Genomic DNA, 17814 nt, shown 5'->3' with positions numbered 1-17814 from the left:
GGCAGCAACCATTGCAAGAAGGTCCCATTGTGAAGCTGCAAGAGTTGAGTCCGAGCGATTTTGAGATCCTCAAGTCGATGGAGAACATAGTGGATGGCATCGCCGCCATGTATGGTCAGCACACCGAAGTGCTGCTCCACAGTCTGGATGCGCGCAATCCCTCGATCGTCAAGATTGCCAACGGCCATATCACCGGCCGCAGTGTCGGCGCTCCCATCACCAACCTGGCGATGATGAAGCTCAAGAGCGGGCAGGATATCTCCAGCCCCTACATGACCAAGTGCGCCACCGGCAAGACCTTGCGCTCCATCACCACCGTGATCCGCAACGGGGAGCACAGGGCCATCGGCTTGCTCTGTATCAACAGCGACATGGATGCCCCGCTGCAATCCGTGCTGCGCACCATGATGCCGGAGTGCATGCACCCCCACGAGAGCCATGCCACCCCGGAGGTGTTCGCCCGCAACATCGACGAGGCGCTCAACAGCACCATCGACACCGTCAGTGCCGAGGTGCGTGGCAACGAGGCTGTGCCCCCGTCCCAGAAGACCAGGGTTATCGTCAACCAGCTGCACGACATGGGGATCTTCGAGTTAAAAGACAGCGCCCAGATTGCGGCGCGCCAGCTCGGCATTTCGGTCCACTCCATCTACCGCTATCTGCGGGAGATCAAGAAGGGCTGAGCCGACACACTCTGGCCAAATTGGCAGCAAACGGGTCAACCCTGACCCGTTTTTTACGCCCGTTTTAGCCTCTCTGTTTGGGCCATCCTTCGGGCTCATCTGCTATCATCTTCCCCCTTTATTTTTCTATCTCTTTGAACGTGCTGGAGAAATCATGTCTCGACTCATCTATCTGCTGCGCCACGGCCAGACCCGCTTCAATGCCGAGCAGCGTCTGCAGGGGCGTTGCAACTCCGATCTGACCGACAAGGGTGAGGCGCAAGCCATCGCCATGGGGCGGCGCCTTGCTGGCGAACTGGCGGATCCCGCCCGCTGGAGCGTCTATGCTAGCCCGCTCGGTCGCGCCCGTCAGACTGCACTGCTGGTGTGCGAGCAGCTGGGGCTGACGGCAGATCGCATCGTCTGGGACGATCGCTTGATGGAGCTGGGGATGGGGGAGTGGGAGAGCTGCCAGATCCCGGTGCTGCGGCTCGCTCATCCCGAGCTCGATACCGGCAAGGGGGACTGGTATCTGCAGGCACCGGGGGCCGAGAGCTTCGAGAGCATTCAGCGCCGGGCACACCAGTGGTTGCAGGATCCTGCCATCGCCGAGCGGGCCATCGTTATCTCCCACGGTCTGCTCGGTGCCATGTTGCGTGGCGTCTATGCCGATCTCGACTATGAGGCGATCTGGTCACAGGAGTTGCCCCAAGATGCCTTCTATAAGCTGCAGGATGGCCACATCACCCGCATTGCCTGCTAGCTGCCGTGAGGTGGCACCATGGCATGGACCATGATTGCCACCTTCGGATGCCCATTTTTGCCGCAGTTCAACACATCAGAGCACCTTATCGCGGCAAGATGAGGTATCTTATGCCCCGATTTCATCCATTAAACGGATCCGAGACCCCATATGATCATCAAACCCAAGGTTCGCGGCTTTATCTGCACCACCACTCATCCGGTCGGTTGTGAAGCCAATGTTCGTCGCCAGATCGCTTATACCAAGGCCAAGGGCACCATCGAGAATGGTCCCAAAAAGGTACTGGTGATCGGCGCTTCCACCGGTTATGGCCTGGCCTCCCGGATTGCGGCTGCCTTCGGTAGCGGCGCCGCCACCCTCGGCGTCTTCTTTGAAAAAGCGGGCACCGAGTCCAAGACCGGTACCGCTGGCTGGTACAACTCTGCCGCCTTCGACAAGGCAGCCAAAGAGGCGGGCCTCTACGCCAAGAGCGTCAACGGCGATGCCTTCTCCAACGAGTGCCGCGCCAAGGTGATTGAGCTTATCAAGCAGGATCTGGGTCAAATCGATCTGGTTGTCTACTCCCTGGCCTCTCCGGTGCGCAAGATGCCGGAAACCGGCGAAGTGGTGCGCTCTGCCCTCAAACCGATCGGTGAGGTCTACACCACCACCGCCATCGATACCAACAAGGATCAGGTCATCACCGCCACCGTCGAGCCGGCGAACGAAGAAGAGATCCAGAACACTATCACCGTCATGGGCGGTCAGGATTGGGAGCTGTGGATGGCTGCCCTGCGTGATGCCGGCGTGCTGGCTGACGGCGCCAAGTCCGTGGCCTACTCCTACATCGGTACCGATCTGACCTGGCCAATCTACTGGCATGGCACTCTGGGCCGCGCCAAGGAAGATCTGGACCGCGCCGCTGCCGCCATCCGTGGCGATCTGGCAGCCAAGGGCGGCACCGCTCACGTGGCCGTGCTCAAATCCGTGGTGACCCAGGCCTCTTCCGCCATTCCGGTGATGCCGCTCTATATCTCCATGGCTTTCAAGATCATGAAGGAGAAGGGCATTCACGAGGGTTGCATGGAGCAGGTGGATCGCATGATGCGCACCCGTCTCTACGCGTCCGACATGGCGCTGGACGAGCAGGCTCGCATCCGCATGGATGACTGGGAACTGCGTGAAGATGTGCAGCAGACCTGCCGCGACCTGTGGCCATCTATCACCAGCGAAAACCTCTCCGAGCTGACTGACTACACCGGCTACAAGCAGGAGTTCCTGCGCCTGTTCGGTTTCGGTCTGGATGAGGTCGATTACGATGCGGATGTAAATCCGGATGTGAAATTCGACGTGGTCGAGCTCTGAGTCTGACTCAAGTGAAAACAGGGCCCCGCGGGGCCCTGTTTTTTTGGCAAACATTCCGCTAATTTGCGGAATTTTATTATCAGCGATCACCTTTTTCCCATATCAAACCCGCTAGTCTTGCGCTGATCGGATCACAGACGGCATTGCCGAGGTACGGAAGCTATGACCACTCCAAACGAGGCGCCCAAGAAGCGCCAACTCCCCACTGTTTATACCCTGCTTTTCATCATCATCGCCCTGATGGCCGCCCTGACCTGGGTGCTGCCAGCGGGCAAATATGACTATGTCACCGCCAAGACCCAGCAGCCGGTGGCGGCAGCGGCCGTGGCCGATTACAGCGGCGACGAGCGGCTGTTGCCGGTGCCCGGCAGCTACACCGAGTTACCCGCCCACCCGCAAGGGGTATTCGAGGTGCTCAAGGCGCCCATCCAGGGTTTTCACAAGGCGGCCGATGTGGCGCTGTTCGTGCTCATCATCGGTGGTTTTCTCGCTGTGACCATGCAAAGCGGTGCGCTTGATGCTGGGGTGGGGGCCATTGTGCGTGGCTTTGCCGGGCGTGAGCGGCTGCTAATTCCTGTGTTGATCGCCCTGTTTGCCCTCGGCGGCTCCACCTTCGGCATGGCGGAGGAGACGGTAGCCTTCTGGGCGCTGATCGTGCCGGTGATGATGGCGGCGGGCTTCGATCGCATGGTGGCTGCGGGCATTATCCTGCTCGGCTCCGGGGTCGGGGTGCTCGCCTCCACCGTCAACCCGTTTGCCACCGGTATCGCCTCCGGTTTTGCCGGCATTCCCATCGGTGAGGGGATCGGTTTGCGGGTCATCCAGTGGCTGCTGCTGGTGATCTTTGCCTCCTGGTTCGTGATGCGCTACGCCAAGCAGGTGCAGCAGGACAAGTCCCGCTCCGTGCTGGCCGACATCACCTATGACGACGAGTTCTCCCAGATGAAGAGCGGCAACCTCGCCTTCACCGGCAAGCAGAAGCTCACCATGCTGGTCTTCTTCGGCACCTTCCTGCTGATGATCTATGCGGTGGTGCCCTGGTCGGACTTGGGGATCGATGTGCTGCCCACCTTTGGCTGGTGGTTTGACGAGCTATCCACCCTGTTCTTCAGTGCCTCCATCCTGATCGCGCTGATCAACCGGATGCCGGAGTCCAACTATGTGGCGACTTTCCTGAGCGGCGCTCGGGATCTTATCGGGGTGGCACTGGTGGTTGCGGTGGCGCGCGGCATCTATGTGGTGATGGAGCAGGGCGTCATCATCGACACTATTTTGCACTGGGCCGAGGGGCTGGTGAGCGGGCTCTCCTCGTCGGTGTTCATCCTGATGGCCTATCTGGTGCACATCATCCTGAGCTTCTTTATCCCGTCCACCTCGGGGCTGGCGACTGTCTCCATGCCGCTGATGGGGCCGCTGGCTGACTTCTCCGGCATCTCGCGGGATCTGGTGATCACCGCCTATCAGTCCGCCTCCGGCTGGATCAACCTGTTCGCCCCCACCGCCGCTCATCTGGTGGCGGGGCTGGCGCTCGCCAAGATCCCCTACGATCGCTTCGTGCGCTGGGTGCTGCCCTTTATCATCGGGGTGGCTCTCATCACCATGGCGGTGCTGGTGGCCGGTGCCCTGCTGCACGGTTGATGGCATGAATAAAACGACAGATAACAAAAAGGCTCCCGCGGGAGCCTTTTTCATGAGCCTTGCTTACTGCTTGTAGCCCTTGAGGAAGCGGGCGAGGCGGCCGATGGCATCCTCAAGCTCCTCTTCGCGGGGCAGGAACACCAGCCGGAAGTGATCCGGCGCCGGCCAGTTGAAGCCGGTGCCTTGCACCAGCAGCAATTTTTCTTGCTGCAGCAGGTCGAACACCATCTTCTGGTCGTCGCGAATGTCATACACCTTGGGATCGAGGCGCGGGAACATGTAGAGCGCCCCCTTGGGTTTGACGCAGGATACCCCGGGGATCTCGTTCAAGAGTTCCCACGCCTTGTCCCGCTGCTTGCGCAGGCGACCGCCCGGCAGGATCAGCTCGTTGATGCTCTGGTAGCCGCCAAGCGCAGTCTGAATGGCGTGCTGCATCGGCACGTTGGCACACAGCCGCATAGAGGCCAGCATCTCCAGCCCTTCAATGTAACCGCGGGCTCGGCCTTTGGGACCGGTGATGACCATCCAGCCCTGACGGAAGCCGCAGGCACGGTAAGCCTTGGAGAGGCCGTTGAAGGTCACCACCATCACATCGTCACACAGGGTGCAGACGCTGGTGTGGGAGATATCGTCGTAGAGGATCTTGTCGTAGATCTCGTCGGCGAAGATGATGAGGTTGTGCTGGCGGGCGATCTCGATCACCTCCAGCAGGAACTCGCTGCCGTAGACGGCACCGGTCGGATTGTTTGGGTTGATCAGTACCAGGCCGCGGGTGCGCGGGGTAATGCGGGCGCGGATATCGTCGAGATCCGGGTACCAGTCAGCCCCTTCGTCGCAGCGATAGTGCACCGCATGGCCACCGGAGAGAGTGACGGCAGCGGTCCAGAGCGGGTAGTCGGGGGAGGGCACCAGCATCTCGTCGCCATTGTTGAGCAGCGCCTGCATCGCCATCACGATCAGCTCGCTGGCGCCATTGCCAATGTAGATGTCGTCGATATCGACCTTGCGCATCCCTTTTTGCTGGTAGTACTGCATCACCGCTTTACGGGCAGAGAAGAGCCCCTTGGAGTCGCAGTAGCCCTGGCTCAGCGGCATGTTGAGGATCACATCCTTGATGATCTCTTCCGGCGCATCAAAGCCGAACGGGGCCGGGTTGCCGATGTTGAGCTTGAGAATGCGGTGGCCTTCGTCTTCGAGACGGCGAGCCTCTTTATGCACCGGGCCGCGGATGTCATAGCAGACATCGTCGAGCTTGTGTGACTTGTCGATTGTGAACATGGTGAGTGTGATTCCTTCCCCACAGGGACGCGTTGGCGAAAAAGGCGATTTTTAGTATCAAATTTCTTTTCCCCTATTCTTCACAGAATTGAATGCTAGAACAATCCTCTTTTTAGAAGAATTCCCTGATTTTTAGCCCTAAAACAGGGTTGCCAGAACGTTAAATTCAGCACGATCTTTGGTGCTAACCAAGGTTAACTAGTGAAACATGGGGAACGAATTAACAAAGCTGCCTGACTGTGTTGCAATATCCGGATCATGTGGCACGATTGGCTTGTGTAAAAAATCGTCTTCGTCCCCCTTTTCGATGAGTTGAATGGCACTCATGGTGTCATCTTTATGTGGTTCGCTCATCGGTGTTCACTTCTGCGAGGTTTTCCCATGCAAGCACCCGTTCCAGGCCGCTATCGCCACTTCAAGGGGGGTTACTATCAAGTGCTTGCCCTGGCTTTGCATACCGAAACCCAGGAGCAGCTGGTAATTTATCAATCCGAGCAGGATGGTCAGGTCTATGCCCGTCCCGTCGCCATGTTTATGGAGTGGATTGAGCATCAGGGGCAGGTCGTCAGCCGTTTTTCCCCTGCAGGAGACTGACCACGCCTCCGTTTTTATCGTTCAAGGGATGAGCACTCGAGCTAAATGGTGTCACAAGTTGTCGCATGACGCCCTTGGGTATGAGATGTGCAGCCAGCTGTCTTAATGATAAATCTCTTATCTAATCAACTAATTGTGATGAAAGTCACATTCTGTGAACTCTGTCTGCCGGGTTCGCAATCTGGACTCACACTCCCATAATGCTGCGCTTGTTCAAGCATGGGCCCTTCTCGGGTCTTGTTCGGTGTTATCTCAAATGGGAGAAATAATGTGAAACCTGTTGCTGCTGAGTTTATGGGCACTTTCTGGCTGGTATTGGGCGGTTGCGGCAGTGCCGTGCTGGCTGCAGCCTTCCCTCACGTCGGGATTGGTCTGCTGGGGGTCTCGCTGGCTTTCGGTCTGACCGTGCTGACCATGGCGTTTGCCATCGGCCATATATCCGGTTGCCACCTCAATCCGGCCGTGACCGTCGGTCTGTGGGCGGGTGGTCGTTTTCCGGCATCCGGTGTACTGCCTTATATCGTGGCGCAAGTGTTGGGTGGCATTGCCGCCGCTGCCGTGCTTTACGTGATTGCCAGCGGTCAGGCCGGGTTTGATCTCTCTGCCGGTTTTGCTTCCAACGGCTACGGTGAGCACTCTCCGGGTGGTTACAGTCTGACTGCCGCACTGGTGTGCGAAATGGTGATGACCGGTTTCTTCCTGTTCGTCATCATGGGCGCCACCGATAGCCGGGCGCCTGCCGGTTTTGCGCCGATCGCCATCGGTCTGTGCCTGACCCTGATCCACCTCGTCAGCATTCCGGTGACCAATACCTCGGTCAACCCGGCCCGCAGTACCGGTGTTGCGCTGTTTGTCGGTGACTGGGCTATCAGCCAGCTGTGGCTGTTCTGGGTTGCCCCGATTGTCGGTGCCATTCTGGGTGCGCTGGCTTATCGCCTGGTGGCGACTGAGCAGAAATAATCATTTGCGAAACAAAGTGTGGTATCGACACGCCTGCGGGCGTGTTTTTTGTTTCTGGAGGGACAAGAAAAGAGCATTAACTGAGGCTAATCTCAGAGCCCTTTGGCCTGCAGCATCTCTTTGTAGCGCAGGTGGAGGAGCTGAACGCGCTCCACATAGGCGCGGGTTTCCGCATAGGGCGGGATACCTCCATGTTTTTGTACGGCGCCCGCGCCGGCGTTGTAGGCCGCGGTCGCCAGCGCCACGTTGCCATCATACTGCTTGAGCAGTCCCGCCAGGTATTTCACCCCGCCGAAAATATTCTGCTCCGCCAGCAAGGCATTGCCGACCCCCAGCTCCCGCGCCGTGGCGGGCATCAGCTGGGTCAGCCCCATTGCCCCCTTGCGAGAGACTGCCAGTGGATTGAAAGCGGATTCCGCATGGATCAGCGCCCGGATCAGCGCCGGTTCAACCTGATAGGTTTTGGCGGCTGCCTTGATGGTGCTGGCATAGTCATAGAGAAACAGCCCTGTGGTCTGCCAGTTAACATTGGATTTGGGATCGCAGGCGAAGCAGTCGTTGAACAGCAGCAGCTCGTAATGGCCCTGTTCGGGCGCCATGTCGGAGTAGCGTACCACCCCGTTTTGTTGCACCGATTTATAGACCTGGATCTGCTTTTTGCCGTTGGTGGCGACTGCCGTCGTTTGAGCTGTGTCGGGTTGTGGGGCGGGAGTGGCATCTTTGACCGGACGCAAGGGGGAGGGCGCTGCGGTCAGGAAGATCACCTCCGCGGGAGGGGGAGTCTGGCTCCATCCGCTCAGGGGGATCAACAACATATGGCCTGCCAGCATCCATGCTTTCAACCCTAATACTCCTTCTTGTGATGACCATGTTGAGTAAAGCATCATGACGAGGGCAGAACAAGCGGCCAACAGGGGGCAAATGATCCGATTCGGTGACCGGGATCAAAGTATCCGCCGCAATAAAGGATTGTCATCATAAAGCACGGTTTTGGCTGTCAGGCGGTGGGTCATGGCCTCTTCCACCGGGTAAGCAAGCTGCCCACGACGTCCGCTTTTTTGTTGACGAAAGGCATGCTATCGTGCTGGCGTCATCTGGTCGGATTAGCGCACCGTATCTGGCACTAATAACTGATTATCAAAGGATTTGTCTGTGACAAGCAAGCTGGCGATGGAACTCACTTTCGAAGAGTACTGCGACGCCGACCTCTCCCTTATCAGGGATTATTACGAGACGACGTTTTCCCACTATGTGCCGGACCTGGCCGAGCGGATCTTTGTCGTGCGTGATGCTCACTGGCTGGTGGGGGCGGTACGGTTGCGGGACGAGGAGGAGTTTTACCATCTGTGCGGCTTTCGCCTGTTGCCCCACTACCAGTCGCTGGGATTGGGGTCACGGCTGCTGCAGCACGCCTGTCACGGTCTGTTGGACAAACCTGTGGTCTGTCAGGCGCTGCCCTTCGAGAAGCCTTTCTATCTCAAGGCCGGGTTTGCCGATATGCCCCTCAATCAATTGAGCGGGTCGCTCTTCTCCCTCTACGAGCGGCAGCAGCAGCAGGGGTATCAGGTGGAGCTGCTGGTACGGGATACCACCCAGCCCCTCCTGAATTGAGCGGTTTAGCGGGGTTTGGTCAGCAGGTGGATCTTGCCCGGTGACAGCTCCAGCCCCAGCAGATTCTCCTTCAGCCAGGCCTGATCCGGATCCTTGTCATTGAGTTTGTAGACCGGTTTGGTCTCGAGCCGCTTCTCCATACTCTGCAGCAGCATGTTGAGCATCAGCCCGAACTTCTTCTCGGCCGCCTCCGGCTCCAGCTTGTACTCCACCAGCTTCATGTTATCGAGAAACAGCGCGCTCTGGCTCTTGTCATAGCGGGGTCTCGCCTCATAGGTCATCTGCAGGCGGGCGTCATATTCGGTATTGTCTGGCAGGGCGATTTTGAGCTTGCCCTTGCCATAGACCCGGGCGGTATCGGGGCGTTGGCGACCGATCTGGACATCGCTCTGCTCAAGCGTCACATGGGCCTTGATGATGCCCGGCAGCTCCAGCTGTTTATCGACTTGCACCTGAGATTGCAGGTACTGGTTTATCTGTTGCTCATTGATGTCATATGAGCCTTGGCCTAGCATGGCCAGGCTGAGCAGCATAGATTGCAGGATCATGCGTGCGACCTGATAGAATGGATTTGCCTTACAGCATACCATCCCGGCCGGTTGGGGTCTGCCCACCGCGCTGTTTGTCGATTAGAAGGAGTCCCCGTTGTTTAACGGTCTGGAACACGATCTTCAACTGCTGTTTTCCCGTTTTCTGGGTTGGCTGCTACTGCTTTTTCATACCGTGATTGTCACCGGTGTGTCGTTTCGGGTGGTGATGAAACGCCGTCCCATCGGGGTGTCGCTGGCCTGGCTGGCGCTGATCTATGCCATTCCGTTTGCCGGGGTGGGTTTCTATGTGCTGTTTGGTGAAATAAAGCTGGGGCGCCGCCGTGCCGAGCGCGCCCAGGCCATGTATCGCCCTTATGCGATCTGGATCCGGCAACTGGCCCGTCTGTTCCCACAGCACTGCTGCGAAGTGGGCGCCAAAGCACAGCCACTGCACGATCTCATCCAGGGACGGCTCGCCATGCCGATGCTCTCTGGCAACCGCATGACCTTGCTCAACAAGCCGGACTGGATCTTGCGCGAGATTGCCCAGGATATCCGTCGCTCGACGCTCTCCTGCTATCTGGAGTTCTATATCTGGCATCCGGGCGGCGATGCCGACGAGGTGTGCGGAGCGCTGATTGAAGTGGCGCAACGCGGCGTGGATTGTCGCTTGCTGCTCGATTCGGTGGGCAGTAAACAGTTCTTCCGCTCCCACTGGCCCAAAAAGCTGCGCAAGGCGGGGGTCAAGCTGGTGGAGGTGCTGCCGGTCGGCGCCTGGCGGATTCTGTTCCAGCGTCAGGATCTGCGGATGCACCGCAAGCTGGTGGTGATCGATGACAGGGTGGGTTACACCGGCTCCATGAACATGGTGGATCCCCGTTTCTTCAAGCAGGATGCCGGGGTTGGCCAGTGGGTCGACATCATGATCCGGGTGCAGGGCCCTATGGTGCCGCTGATGTGGTCGATCTTCGTCTGGGATTGGGAGATGGAGACCGGAGAGCGGCTGCTCGACAGTCTGCAACATGAGCCGGAAGCCTGGTCCCAGACCAACTACCGCGCCCAGCTGATCCCGTCCGGTCCCTTCGTCGGCGGCGACTGCATCCAGCAGAGCCTGCTGCTGGCCATCTATCAGGCACGCAGCCATCTGGTGCTGACGACCCCTTACTTTGTACCCGACGATCCGCTGGCGGCCGCACTCAGTTCGGCAGCGGCGCGCGGGGTGCAGGTGCAGCTGGTGTTGCCGGCACGCAACGACTCCATCATGGCCAATTACGCCTGCAACGCCTTTATGGAGGAGCTGCTGGCGGCCGGGGTGGAGATCTACCGCTACGATGCCGGTCTGCTCCATACCAAGAGTGTGCTGGTGGATGATGACTTCGCGCTGGTGGGGACGGTCAATCTGGATCGGCGCAGCCTCTGGCTCAACTTCGAGGTGACCCTGTTGGTGGACAACCCCTCGTTCGTGGCCCAGATGACCCGGCTGGTACAGGGCTATATGGCGGAAGCCACCCCGATGACCCTGGCCCAATGGCAGGCCCGCCCCTGGTACAAGAAGGCGATGGAGAACATCTTCTATCTCTTCAGCCCCTTGCTGTGATGTTGTGGCGAGCCGCAAGAAAGTGGACTCGCCATCTGATTGGACTTGCCTAGCCCCGAGTCCGCCCCGTAGAGTGCAGTGACAACTCCCTGGAGACACATGGATATATGAAAAAGATAGTGGCCCTCGCCGTGGGTGCGGCACTGGTAGGTGGTGGTCTGGCTGCGTGCTGGTACACGGGCAACAGCTTCGACAACATCATGGCGGAGCAGATCGCCAAGGTGGAGAAAGAGAGCGGGCTCGACATGCAGTGGCTGCCGGGCAGCAGCAACCTCTTCACCCGTGACGGGGTCCTGAAGGTCGTGGTGACGCCGGAGGAGCTGGCTGCCATCGACAGCGAGCTGGAGGGCAGTCAGCCCATCGAGTTGCAACTGGTGGTCAAGAGCCAGATCCTGCCGCTCTACATCAAGAGCCACTTCCTGCTCGATACCCATAATGGCACGCTAGCGCCGGTTTTCACCGCACTGGGCATGGAGCAGTGGGAACTCGGTCTGGAGTCGGTCACCAGTCTCTGGACCCAGGGTAACAGCAGCCGTTTCTGGGCCAATGAATTCAAGGTCAAACAGGGGCTGGACGAGTTCAGCTTCCTGCCTCTGAGCGGCGAGTTCCACGACAATCTGGAGGGGAATGGTCACCTCACCATGACCTGGCAGGGGATGACGGTCCATGAAGAGCAGAGCAAGATGGACTTGGTGCTGGCCGATCTGAAAGGGAGTGCCGACATTGCCGAGATCAGCGGTGTGCTCCTCTCGCCCCAGAGCGAGATGACCCTCTCGGCCCTCACGGTACAACTGCCTGACAGCGTCAAGGTCGCCCTGCAGGGGATGACAACCGAGACTCAGCTGACTGGTGATGATGCCCAGACCCTCTCCAGCAGCTATCAGATGAAAATTGCCAAGCTGGATCTGGAGAACGAGACCGACACCCTGGCGGTAACCGACAGCAAGTTGGCGCTCAACCTCAACGGTCTGGATCTGGAAGGGTATCAGGGGCTGCAGGCCGCCGGTGGCAAGGGGGTTGAAGATGCCGCCATCCAGCAGGCGCTGGACAAGATGCTCAAACGTGGCGCGACCCTTGAACTGGCCGATCTCAGCGCCAAGCTCAACGGTGAAGCGGTGACCATGAAGGGGGACGTGAAGCTGGCCTCTACCTCGCTGGAGCAGCTGTTCAACAGCGACGCGGGGATGCAGGCCCTCTCCGGCGTGCTGCATGCCAGCCTCAGCGACAAGCTGGGCAAGGCGGTGCCGCAACTGGCCCCCATGCTCGATCAGCTGACCCTGATGGGTTATCTGAAGGCCGACAAGCAAGCGCTGACCTCCGAGTTGAAGCTGGAGAAGGGCGCGGTGACGGTAAACGATCTGCCGCTCTGACACTCGGCGCAGAAACAACAACGGCTCCCGCGGGAGCCGTTGTTGTTTCTGGCGTTTGCATACGAGCCATGTGGGCGGATTACTTGAAGACCACCGTCTTGTTGCCGTAGACGAACACCCGCTCGTTCAGTACCAGCTCCAGCGCGCGGCTCAGCACCGATTTCTCCACATCCCGACCCGCCTTGGCCATGTCGTCCGCACTGAAGGCGTGACCGACGTGGATCACGTCCTGTTCGACAATGGGGCCTTCATCCAGATCGTCGGTCACGAAGTGGGCGGTGGCACCGATCAGCTTGACGCCACGGTCGAACGCCTGCCGGTAGGGGCGGGCACCGATGAAGGCGGGCAGGAAGGAGTGGTGGATGTTGAGGATCTTGCGCGGATAGGCCTCGACGAAGCTCGGAGTCAGCACCCGCATGTACTTGGCCAGGATCACATAGTCAGGCTCATAGCTGTCGATGATGGTGCGAACCTGCTCTTCATGTTCGGTCCGGCTCAGATCCTCGTGACTGACGGTGTGGAACGGGATATCGAACTTGCCGGTGAGCTCGGCCAGGGTGTCGTAGTTGCCGATCACCGCGACGATATCCATATCCAGCGCGCCCGCGTAGTTCTTCATCAGAATATCGCCGAGGCAGTGGGTCTCTTTGGTCACCAGGATGACGATGCGCTTCTTGCCCGCCTTGACCAGACGGCGCTGGGCACCGGTGGGCAGGGCATCATCGAGGTCGGCCAGCAGGGTCTCGTCGTTGAAGCGTCCCTCCAGCTCGGTACGCATGAAGAAGCGGCCATTCTCGTGATCCACAAACTCATCGTTCTTGATGATGTTGAGCTGGTGCTTGTAGCAGATGTTGGTGATCTTGGCGATGAGCCCTTTGGCATCCGGGCAATCCGTGAGCAGTATTTTCTTTTCCATCTCTGTCATTTTCCGTTTGTGGTGTTGGCGCTGCTGTCTGCGCCGGCAGCGTTGTTCAGGCTCTCTTTTCGGGCCCTGTTTTTTTGTTTCGGGAACTATGCCATAAACCGATCCGCGCCATAAAGAAATTCGCCAGTCATAGCCTTTCGCGTTGGCGAGCGGGCCGCAGAGCGGGATCCCGGGCGCAATGTTGAAACGCTTTTCAGCCTGCGGGGGATTTTGGCTGGTATCTGCAACCGTTTTTCTTTAGGCTGTCTGCGCTTATTCTCAGGGCGGGGTGCAATTCCCCACCGGCGGTATCCCGATTGACTCGGGGAGCCCGCGAGCGCCCGACTTGGCTGATTGCCGGGTCGGGGTCAGCAGATCCGGTGAGATGCCGGAGCCGACGGTCATAGTCCGGATGAAAGAGGATAAGACAGACCTTGCCGTGTTGGCCCTTGTGGGCTGGCCGCTGCATGCCCATCTCTGTCTGCCTTTCCATGCCCTGATTCTGGTCCTTGTCTTGTTTAGGAGTTTTACCATGAATCAGTCTCTACTCAGTGAATTCGGTGATCCCGTTGCCCGTGTCGAAGCGGCCCTGTCTGCCTTGCGTGCCGGAGGCGGCGTGCTGGTGGCCGACGATGAAGATCGGGAGAACGAGGGCGACCTCATTTTCGCCGCCGAATCCATGACCAATGAACAGATGGCGTTGATGATCCGCGAGTGCTCCGGCATCGTCTGTCTCTGCCTGCCCGATGAGCGGGTTCGCCAGCTGGAACTGCCAATGATGGTGGAGGCCAATTCCAGTCACTACCAGACTGCATTTACCGTGACCATCGAAGCGGCGCAGGGGGTCACGACCGGTGTCTCGGCGGCTGATCGCATCACCACCATCCGCGCAGCCATCGCAGACGGCGCCAAACCGGGTGATCTGCATCGCCCGGGTCATGTTTTCCCGCTGCGGGCGCGAACCGGTGGGGTGCTTACCCGCCGTGGTCATACCGAAGCGACGGTCGATCTGATGCAGCTGGCTGGCCTCAAACCGTTTGGTGTGTTGTGTGAATTGACTAAGGAAGATGGCTCGATGGCGCGTCTGCCAGACCTGGTTGCGTTCGGTCGCAAGCACCAGATGCCGGTGCTGACCATCGAGGATCTGGTGCAATATCGTCAATTGTTGTCAGAACGTACAGCCTGAGCCTCATACGAAATTGTAATAAGGCAAAAATTTGGTTAACCTTTGTCCGTGCCCCCACCACACGGCACTCATTTTTTAGACGAATCTGGACAAAAACTGTTCATTCAAAAAAAAATGAGGGTTTTAATGCATTTATCTGTGGTGGGGACTATGCAAAGTAGGATTTTTTTGTGCCATAATCACGCCGCTTGCTAAACGTCTGGCGAGTTCAAGGGAGCTTTAAAAATGAAAAAATTGTTGTTGGTAGGTGTTGTTGGTCTGTCCGCTCTGCTGGGCGGTTGTGCAAACACCAGCGAACTGGAAACTTCCGTTCAGAATCTGTCTAACAAAGTTGACCAACTGGCTCAAGATGTTAGCGCAGTTCGTGCTGATCAGTCCAAAATCGCTGCTGATGTTGCCGAAGCCAAGCAAGAAGCTATGCGTGCTAACCAGCGCATCGACAACATGGCTACTTCCTACAAGAAGTAATCCATGCGAAAAAAATGGCGCAGTTTTGCGCCATTTTTTTTTGCCTGAAATTCACCGTATCTCCACTATTCCCACAGCACCTTTTTCGTACTTGACCCATGAGGTCATGCCGGTCTCCCGGCACTCCCCCATCATTACCAGCCAGTTCGATTCCGCTCAGTAGAGCAAACTATAGAGTTTGCGACGGTAGCTCTGCGCCGCCGGTGTGCTGCCCATGGTCGCCAGAATATCGAGATAGGTCTTTCTGGCATCGCCGAATGCCAAATCCCGCTTGAGGATCTGCAGCAGCAGTCCCAACGCCTCTTCCTGACGGCCAGCCTGGTTGTATTGCACCGCCAGCTCCTGAGTCAGGGCAAAATCATCAGGTTGTTCTGCATGGCGGGCTTCCAGCGCGCGCAGCTCCGGGCTGTCTGCCGCTTGCAGGGCCAGCGCCAGCCGTGAGCTCAGGGTATGGAAATGGCCATCCTGCGCAGCCATCGGGATGGTGCCGAGGCGCTCCTGCGCTTCCTCCAGCAGATTGAGGTCGAGCGCAGCTTGAATGAGCCACAGGTTGATGTCGTGACGTTCAGGGGCCAGCTGGTGTGCCTTGGTCAGATGGGCATAGGCGATGCTGGGCTGCTCGTCAGCCAGTGCTTGTTGCCCCTTGGCCAGCAACTCTTCCTCTTCTTTGGGGGCGAAGGCGGCGAAATACTGGCGCAGGGTGGCTTCATCCTGCGGTCCTTCGATGATCCCCTGTTCGTCAGGGCGACCCTGATGGAACAGCACCAATGCGGGCAGGGCGCGCAGGCCGAGCTGACTGGCCAGCGGCTGCAACTGGGGATCGTTCATATCCACCTTGGCCAGGGTGACCTGCTCATTGGCGGGCCCAACCAGTGATTCGATCAGCGGTGTCATCCCCTGGCACTCCGGCATCTGCGGAGCATGGAAATAGATGACGACCGGCTTCTTCATGGACGCATCGATAAGTTCAGCATGAAAATTTTGGGGAGTAATGTCGACGATCATGAGTTGGACTCTTCAGAAAGGGTGTTAAGTAACATGGGGTTAAGCGAGTAGCAATTCAAGCGCTCATCCAGCCGGTAAAAGGTCACAGGGGTTACCGTCGCCGCGAGACTGAGCCAGCCGCTGGCAAAGGGCCAATCCTGTACCTGATAAGGGGTGTCATCGAGCCGGTTGTCGAGTCGCCATTCTTCCTCCGGGAGAAACCGCACCTTCTCCAGTCCCGCCGCTATGCCGCCACCGTGGGCTTTCAGTACCGCCTCCTTGCGCGACCAGAGCCGGTAGAAGGCACTATCCTGCTCTTGAGCAGGCTGTGCGCAGAGCCACTCATATTCACTCTGTGCATAAAACCGGCGGGCCAGGGGGAGGGGATGATGCCGCCGTTTGCCCAGTTCGATATCCACCCCAAGCGGCCCCTGCGGGCAGAGCGCCAACACCAGCCAGCTGCCACTGTGGCTCAGATTGAACTGCCAAGCATCATCATGCAGTCGGGGCTTGCCCTGGGGGCCGTTGCAAAATTGCAGAGTGGCTGCAGGTTGTTGCAGCCGCTCGGCCAATAGCTGGCGCAGCAGGGCGCGGCTCACCAGATATTCCTGACGCCGTTCAGAATGGGTCATGGCTTGCCAGATATGCAGCTCATCGGTTGACAGCCATTCAGGCAATTGAGCAAGCAGTTCCTGGCATACCCTGGTCGGTTTTAACAAAAAAAGATCGGTTTCGATCATGATTTTTCACTTTAAAAAGGTGCTGAAGCAGGTATAAAAGCCAGTTATCTATGAGGCCCAAGGCTCTTTTTGCGATTGTATATTGTTTGGGCATGATCACATTAATTATGAAAAATCGTGCATTTCCTTGCAAAAATGTGAGCTTGATAGGGATTTTCACTTGCCTCGATAGAATTCTTGGATATAGTCGGGTGCTGTTGCCTTATAAATTGCCCTTTGGGGCCGTATTTTAACAAGATTTACTATTTAGCGGGGATAAAGGATTGCGCCACCTGATGCTACTGCTGGCCGCGCTCGGAATGGTGGGTTGTGCCTCGGCACCCCAACCCGAGGTCGCGAGCAAGATCGAAGTTTCCATGGTTGAACCTGTCATCGAACCGGAAGCTTCCCAGACACCCGATGTGAATGAAATCCTGACTGTATATAAAGAGTGGCGTGGTGTTCCGTACCGGATGGGTGGCAGCAGCCAGCGCGGTATCGACTGTTCCGCCTTTGCCCGTGAAGTGTTCCGCAATGCCGTCGGTATCGAATTACCTCGCGATACCCGCTCCCAAGTCCATGAAGGGACGCGCGTTTCCAAGCAGGATCTGGTCGAGGGTGACCTGGTCTTCTTCAAAATCAATCGTCGTCTCAACCACGTTGGTATCTATGTCGGCAATGGTGAATTCATCCATGCCTCGACCCGAGCCGGTGTGACGCGCTCCAAGCTGGATAGCCAATATTGGCGCAACAAGTTCTGGCAAGCTCGCCGGATCGATATCTGAGTCAGGCTGGACAAACGGCTCGCAGTACGGACTGTTTTTCCAACCTCACTTGAACCGGGCTCGATAGCCCGGTTTTTTATTGCCCTCGTTTAGACTTTCCCGAGTCAAATCACTATAGTGTGGGCCTGTTTTCTTCGGCAGGCTCAGCATGAAACCCCGCATCCCATCAGCCGGTGGCCCCAAGTCGGGTGACCGTAAATCCGGACTTCACTCCCGTAATCGCCATCAGGCGGGTTACGACTTTGAGGCGCTCTGCCTGCGAACTCCCGAGTTTGCTGCCCACGTCTTTATCAATGACTACGGCACCCGCCCCATCGATTTTGCCGATCCCGATGCAGTGAAGACCCTCAATCGCGCCCTGCTGCCCCATCACTACGGGATTGCCCACTGGGACTTGCCTGCCGGTTCCCTCTGCCCGCCT

The 17814-nt window shown here is 58.0% G+C and carries 19 protein-coding genes and 1 riboswitch; of the genes, 13 read left to right on the top strand and 6 right to left on the bottom strand.

What is annotated here, in order from left to right:
• Positions 1-29 precede the first annotated feature (29 nt).
• From AACS18_RS20395 to AACS18_RS20380, 4 genes are all read left to right on the top strand, one after another.
• Positions 30-683, top strand: coding sequence for a helix-turn-helix transcriptional regulator (locus AACS18_RS20395; RefSeq protein ID WP_005334376.1), 654 nt, complete (start codon positions 30-32; stop codon positions 681-683).
• A 154-nt stretch (positions 684-837) separates the two neighbouring features.
• Positions 838-1425 carry a histidine phosphatase family protein gene (locus tag AACS18_RS20390; protein WP_108613155.1) on the top strand — a complete coding sequence of 196 codons (588 nt, stop codon included), beginning with the start codon at positions 838-840 and terminating at the stop codon, positions 1423-1425.
• A 150-nt stretch (positions 1426-1575) separates the two neighbouring features.
• Positions 1576-2769, top strand: coding sequence for an enoyl-ACP reductase FabV (gene fabV, locus AACS18_RS20385; RefSeq protein ID WP_108613154.1), 1194 nt, complete (start codon positions 1576-1578; stop codon positions 2767-2769).
• A 162-nt stretch (positions 2770-2931) separates the two neighbouring features.
• Entirely contained in the window at positions 2932-4407 is a 1476-nt protein-coding gene (locus tag AACS18_RS20380; protein WP_108613152.1) for a YfcC family protein, read from the top strand.
• 63 nt (positions 4408-4470) lie between these two features.
• Here the strand turns inward: AACS18_RS20380 and AACS18_RS20375 are convergent, their stop codons facing one another.
• Positions 4471-5685 carry a pyridoxal phosphate-dependent aminotransferase gene (locus AACS18_RS20375; RefSeq protein WP_005334367.1) on the bottom strand — a complete coding sequence of 405 codons (1215 nt, stop codon included), beginning with the start codon at positions 5683-5685 and terminating at the stop codon, positions 4471-4473.
• 381 nt (positions 5686-6066) lie between these two features.
• Here AACS18_RS20375 and AACS18_RS20370 point away from each other — a divergent pair, with 381 nt between their 5' ends.
• Positions 6067-6279 carry a DUF1653 domain-containing protein gene (locus AACS18_RS20370; protein WP_108613150.1) on the top strand — a complete coding sequence of 71 codons (213 nt, stop codon included), beginning with the start codon at positions 6067-6069 and terminating at the stop codon, positions 6277-6279.
• Between the two features lie 270 nt (positions 6280-6549).
• Positions 6550-7239 carry an aquaporin Z gene (gene aqpZ / locus AACS18_RS20365; protein WP_005334357.1) on the top strand — a complete coding sequence of 230 codons (690 nt, stop codon included), beginning with the start codon at positions 6550-6552 and terminating at the stop codon, positions 7237-7239.
• A gap of 92 nt (positions 7240-7331) precedes the next feature.
• Here the strand turns inward: aqpZ and AACS18_RS20360 are convergent, their stop codons facing one another.
• Positions 7332-8081 (bottom strand): lytic transglycosylase domain-containing protein, encoded by a 750-nt coding sequence (locus AACS18_RS20360; RefSeq protein ID WP_374956620.1) that lies wholly within the window; start codon positions 8079-8081, stop codon positions 7332-7334.
• A 328-nt stretch (positions 8082-8409) separates the two neighbouring features.
• Between AACS18_RS20360 and AACS18_RS20355 the strand changes: the two genes are divergently transcribed.
• Positions 8410-8850: a GNAT family N-acetyltransferase gene (locus AACS18_RS20355; protein WP_041980377.1), complete on the top strand. Its 441-nt coding sequence runs from the start codon at positions 8410-8412 to the stop codon at positions 8848-8850.
• Positions 8851-8855: 5 nt separating this feature from the next.
• Here AACS18_RS20355 and AACS18_RS20350 read toward each other — a convergent pair whose 3' ends face one another.
• Positions 8856-9398, bottom strand: a complete 543-nt coding sequence (locus AACS18_RS20350; protein ID WP_005353308.1) for a DUF1439 domain-containing protein — start codon at positions 9396-9398, stop codon at positions 8856-8858.
• Positions 9399-9495: 97 nt separating this feature from the next.
• Here AACS18_RS20350 and cls point away from each other — a divergent pair, with 97 nt between their 5' ends.
• Together cls and AACS18_RS20340 are read left to right on the top strand one after the other, a co-directional pair.
• On the top strand, positions 9496-10977 hold the full coding sequence (cls, locus tag AACS18_RS20345) for a cardiolipin synthase (RefSeq protein WP_108613149.1): 1482 nt from the start codon (positions 9496-9498) through the stop codon (positions 10975-10977).
• A gap of 107 nt (positions 10978-11084) precedes the next feature.
• On the top strand, positions 11085-12347 hold the full coding sequence (locus AACS18_RS20340) for a DUF945 family protein (protein WP_108613147.1): 1263 nt from the start codon (positions 11085-11087) through the stop codon (positions 12345-12347).
• A gap of 79 nt (positions 12348-12426) precedes the next feature.
• Here the strand turns inward: AACS18_RS20340 and purU are convergent, their stop codons facing one another.
• Complete coding sequence (gene purU, locus AACS18_RS20335; protein ID WP_042084048.1) at positions 12427-13263, bottom strand: formyltetrahydrofolate deformylase; 837 nt, start codon at positions 13261-13263, stop codon at positions 12427-12429.
• A gap of 259 nt (positions 13264-13522) precedes the next feature.
• A riboswitch (FMN riboswitch) is annotated at positions 13523-13679 on the top strand.
• A 104-nt stretch (positions 13680-13783) separates the two neighbouring features.
• Here purU and ribB point away from each other — a divergent pair.
• Complete coding sequence (gene ribB / locus AACS18_RS20330; protein WP_005334344.1) at positions 13784-14437, top strand: 3,4-dihydroxy-2-butanone-4-phosphate synthase; 654 nt, start codon at positions 13784-13786, stop codon at positions 14435-14437.
• Positions 14438-14662: 225 nt separating this feature from the next.
• Positions 14663-14905, top strand: coding sequence for an Lpp/OprI family alanine-zipper lipoprotein (locus AACS18_RS20325; protein WP_005334342.1), 243 nt, complete (start codon positions 14663-14665; stop codon positions 14903-14905).
• 156 nt (positions 14906-15061) lie between these two features.
• Here AACS18_RS20325 and AACS18_RS20320 read toward each other — a convergent pair whose 3' ends face one another.
• Positions 15062-15910, bottom strand: coding sequence for a tetratricopeptide repeat protein (locus AACS18_RS20320; protein WP_108613146.1), 849 nt, complete (start codon positions 15908-15910; stop codon positions 15062-15064).
• Entirely contained in the window at positions 15907-16629 is a 723-nt protein-coding gene (locus AACS18_RS20315) for a 4'-phosphopantetheinyl transferase family protein (RefSeq protein WP_108613145.1), read from the bottom strand. Before AACS18_RS20315 ends, AACS18_RS20320 begins: the two co-directional genes overlap by 4 nt.
• Before the next feature lie 275 nt (positions 16630-16904).
• Between AACS18_RS20315 and AACS18_RS20310 the strand changes: the two genes are divergently transcribed.
• Both AACS18_RS20310 and AACS18_RS20305 read left to right on the top strand, forming a co-directional pair.
• A complete protein-coding gene (locus tag AACS18_RS20310) occupies positions 16905-17393 on the top strand; it encodes a C40 family peptidase (protein ID WP_181363343.1) in 489 nt (162 codons plus the stop codon).
• A 148-nt stretch (positions 17394-17541) separates the two neighbouring features.
• Positions 17542-17814, top strand: a 273-nt coding sequence (locus tag AACS18_RS20305) for an RlmF-related methyltransferase (RefSeq protein ID WP_146184806.1), incomplete at its 3' end; no start/stop codon positions are given.

The organism is Aeromonas sp. HMWF015 (assembly GCF_963878965.1).
Classification (GTDB): Bacteria; Pseudomonadota; Gammaproteobacteria; order Enterobacterales; family Aeromonadaceae; genus Aeromonas; species Aeromonas veronii.
The sequence above is the reverse complement of the archived record's forward strand: the minus strand, read 5'-3'. Positions and strand labels throughout refer to the sequence as shown.

Excerpts from the sequence above, each read along its gene's own strand:
- AACS18_RS20390 (WP_108613155.1), top strand. The coding sequence starts at position 838 with ATGTCTCGACTCATCTATCTGCTGCGCCACGGCCAGACCCGCTTCAAT.
- fabV (WP_108613154.1), top strand. The coding sequence starts at position 1,576 with ATGATCATCAAACCCAAGGTTCGCGGCTTTATCTGCACCACCACTCAT.
- AACS18_RS20380 (WP_108613152.1), top strand. The coding sequence starts at position 2,932 with ATGACCACTCCAAACGAGGCGCCCAAGAAGCGCCAACTCCCCACTGTT.
- AACS18_RS20375 (WP_005334367.1), bottom strand. The coding sequence starts at position 5,685 with ATGTTCACAATCGACAAGTCACACAAGCTCGACGATGTCTGCTATGAC.
- AACS18_RS20370 (WP_108613150.1), top strand. The coding sequence starts at position 6,067 with ATGCAAGCACCCGTTCCAGGCCGCTATCGCCACTTCAAGGGGGGTTAC.
- AACS18_RS20355 (WP_041980377.1), top strand. The coding sequence starts at position 8,410 with ATGGAACTCACTTTCGAAGAGTACTGCGACGCCGACCTCTCCCTTATC.
- AACS18_RS20350 (WP_005353308.1), bottom strand. The coding sequence starts at position 9,398 with ATGATCCTGCAATCTATGCTGCTCAGCCTGGCCATGCTAGGCCAAGGC.
- AACS18_RS20340 (WP_108613147.1), top strand. The coding sequence starts at position 11,085 with ATGAAAAAGATAGTGGCCCTCGCCGTGGGTGCGGCACTGGTAGGTGGT.
- purU (WP_042084048.1), bottom strand. The coding sequence starts at position 13,263 with ATGGAAAAGAAAATACTGCTCACGGATTGCCCGGATGCCAAAGGGCTC.
- ribB (WP_005334344.1), top strand. The coding sequence starts at position 13,784 with ATGAATCAGTCTCTACTCAGTGAATTCGGTGATCCCGTTGCCCGTGTC.
- AACS18_RS20325 (WP_005334342.1), top strand. The coding sequence starts at position 14,663 with ATGAAAAAATTGTTGTTGGTAGGTGTTGTTGGTCTGTCCGCTCTGCTG.
- AACS18_RS20320 (WP_108613146.1), bottom strand. The coding sequence starts at position 15,910 with ATGATCGTCGACATTACTCCCCAAAATTTTCATGCTGAACTTATCGAT.
- AACS18_RS20315 (WP_108613145.1), bottom strand. The coding sequence starts at position 16,629 with ATGATCGAAACCGATCTTTTTTTGTTAAAACCGACCAGGGTATGCCAG.
- AACS18_RS20310 (WP_181363343.1), top strand. The coding sequence starts at position 16,905 with ATGCTACTGCTGGCCGCGCTCGGAATGGTGGGTTGTGCCTCGGCACCC.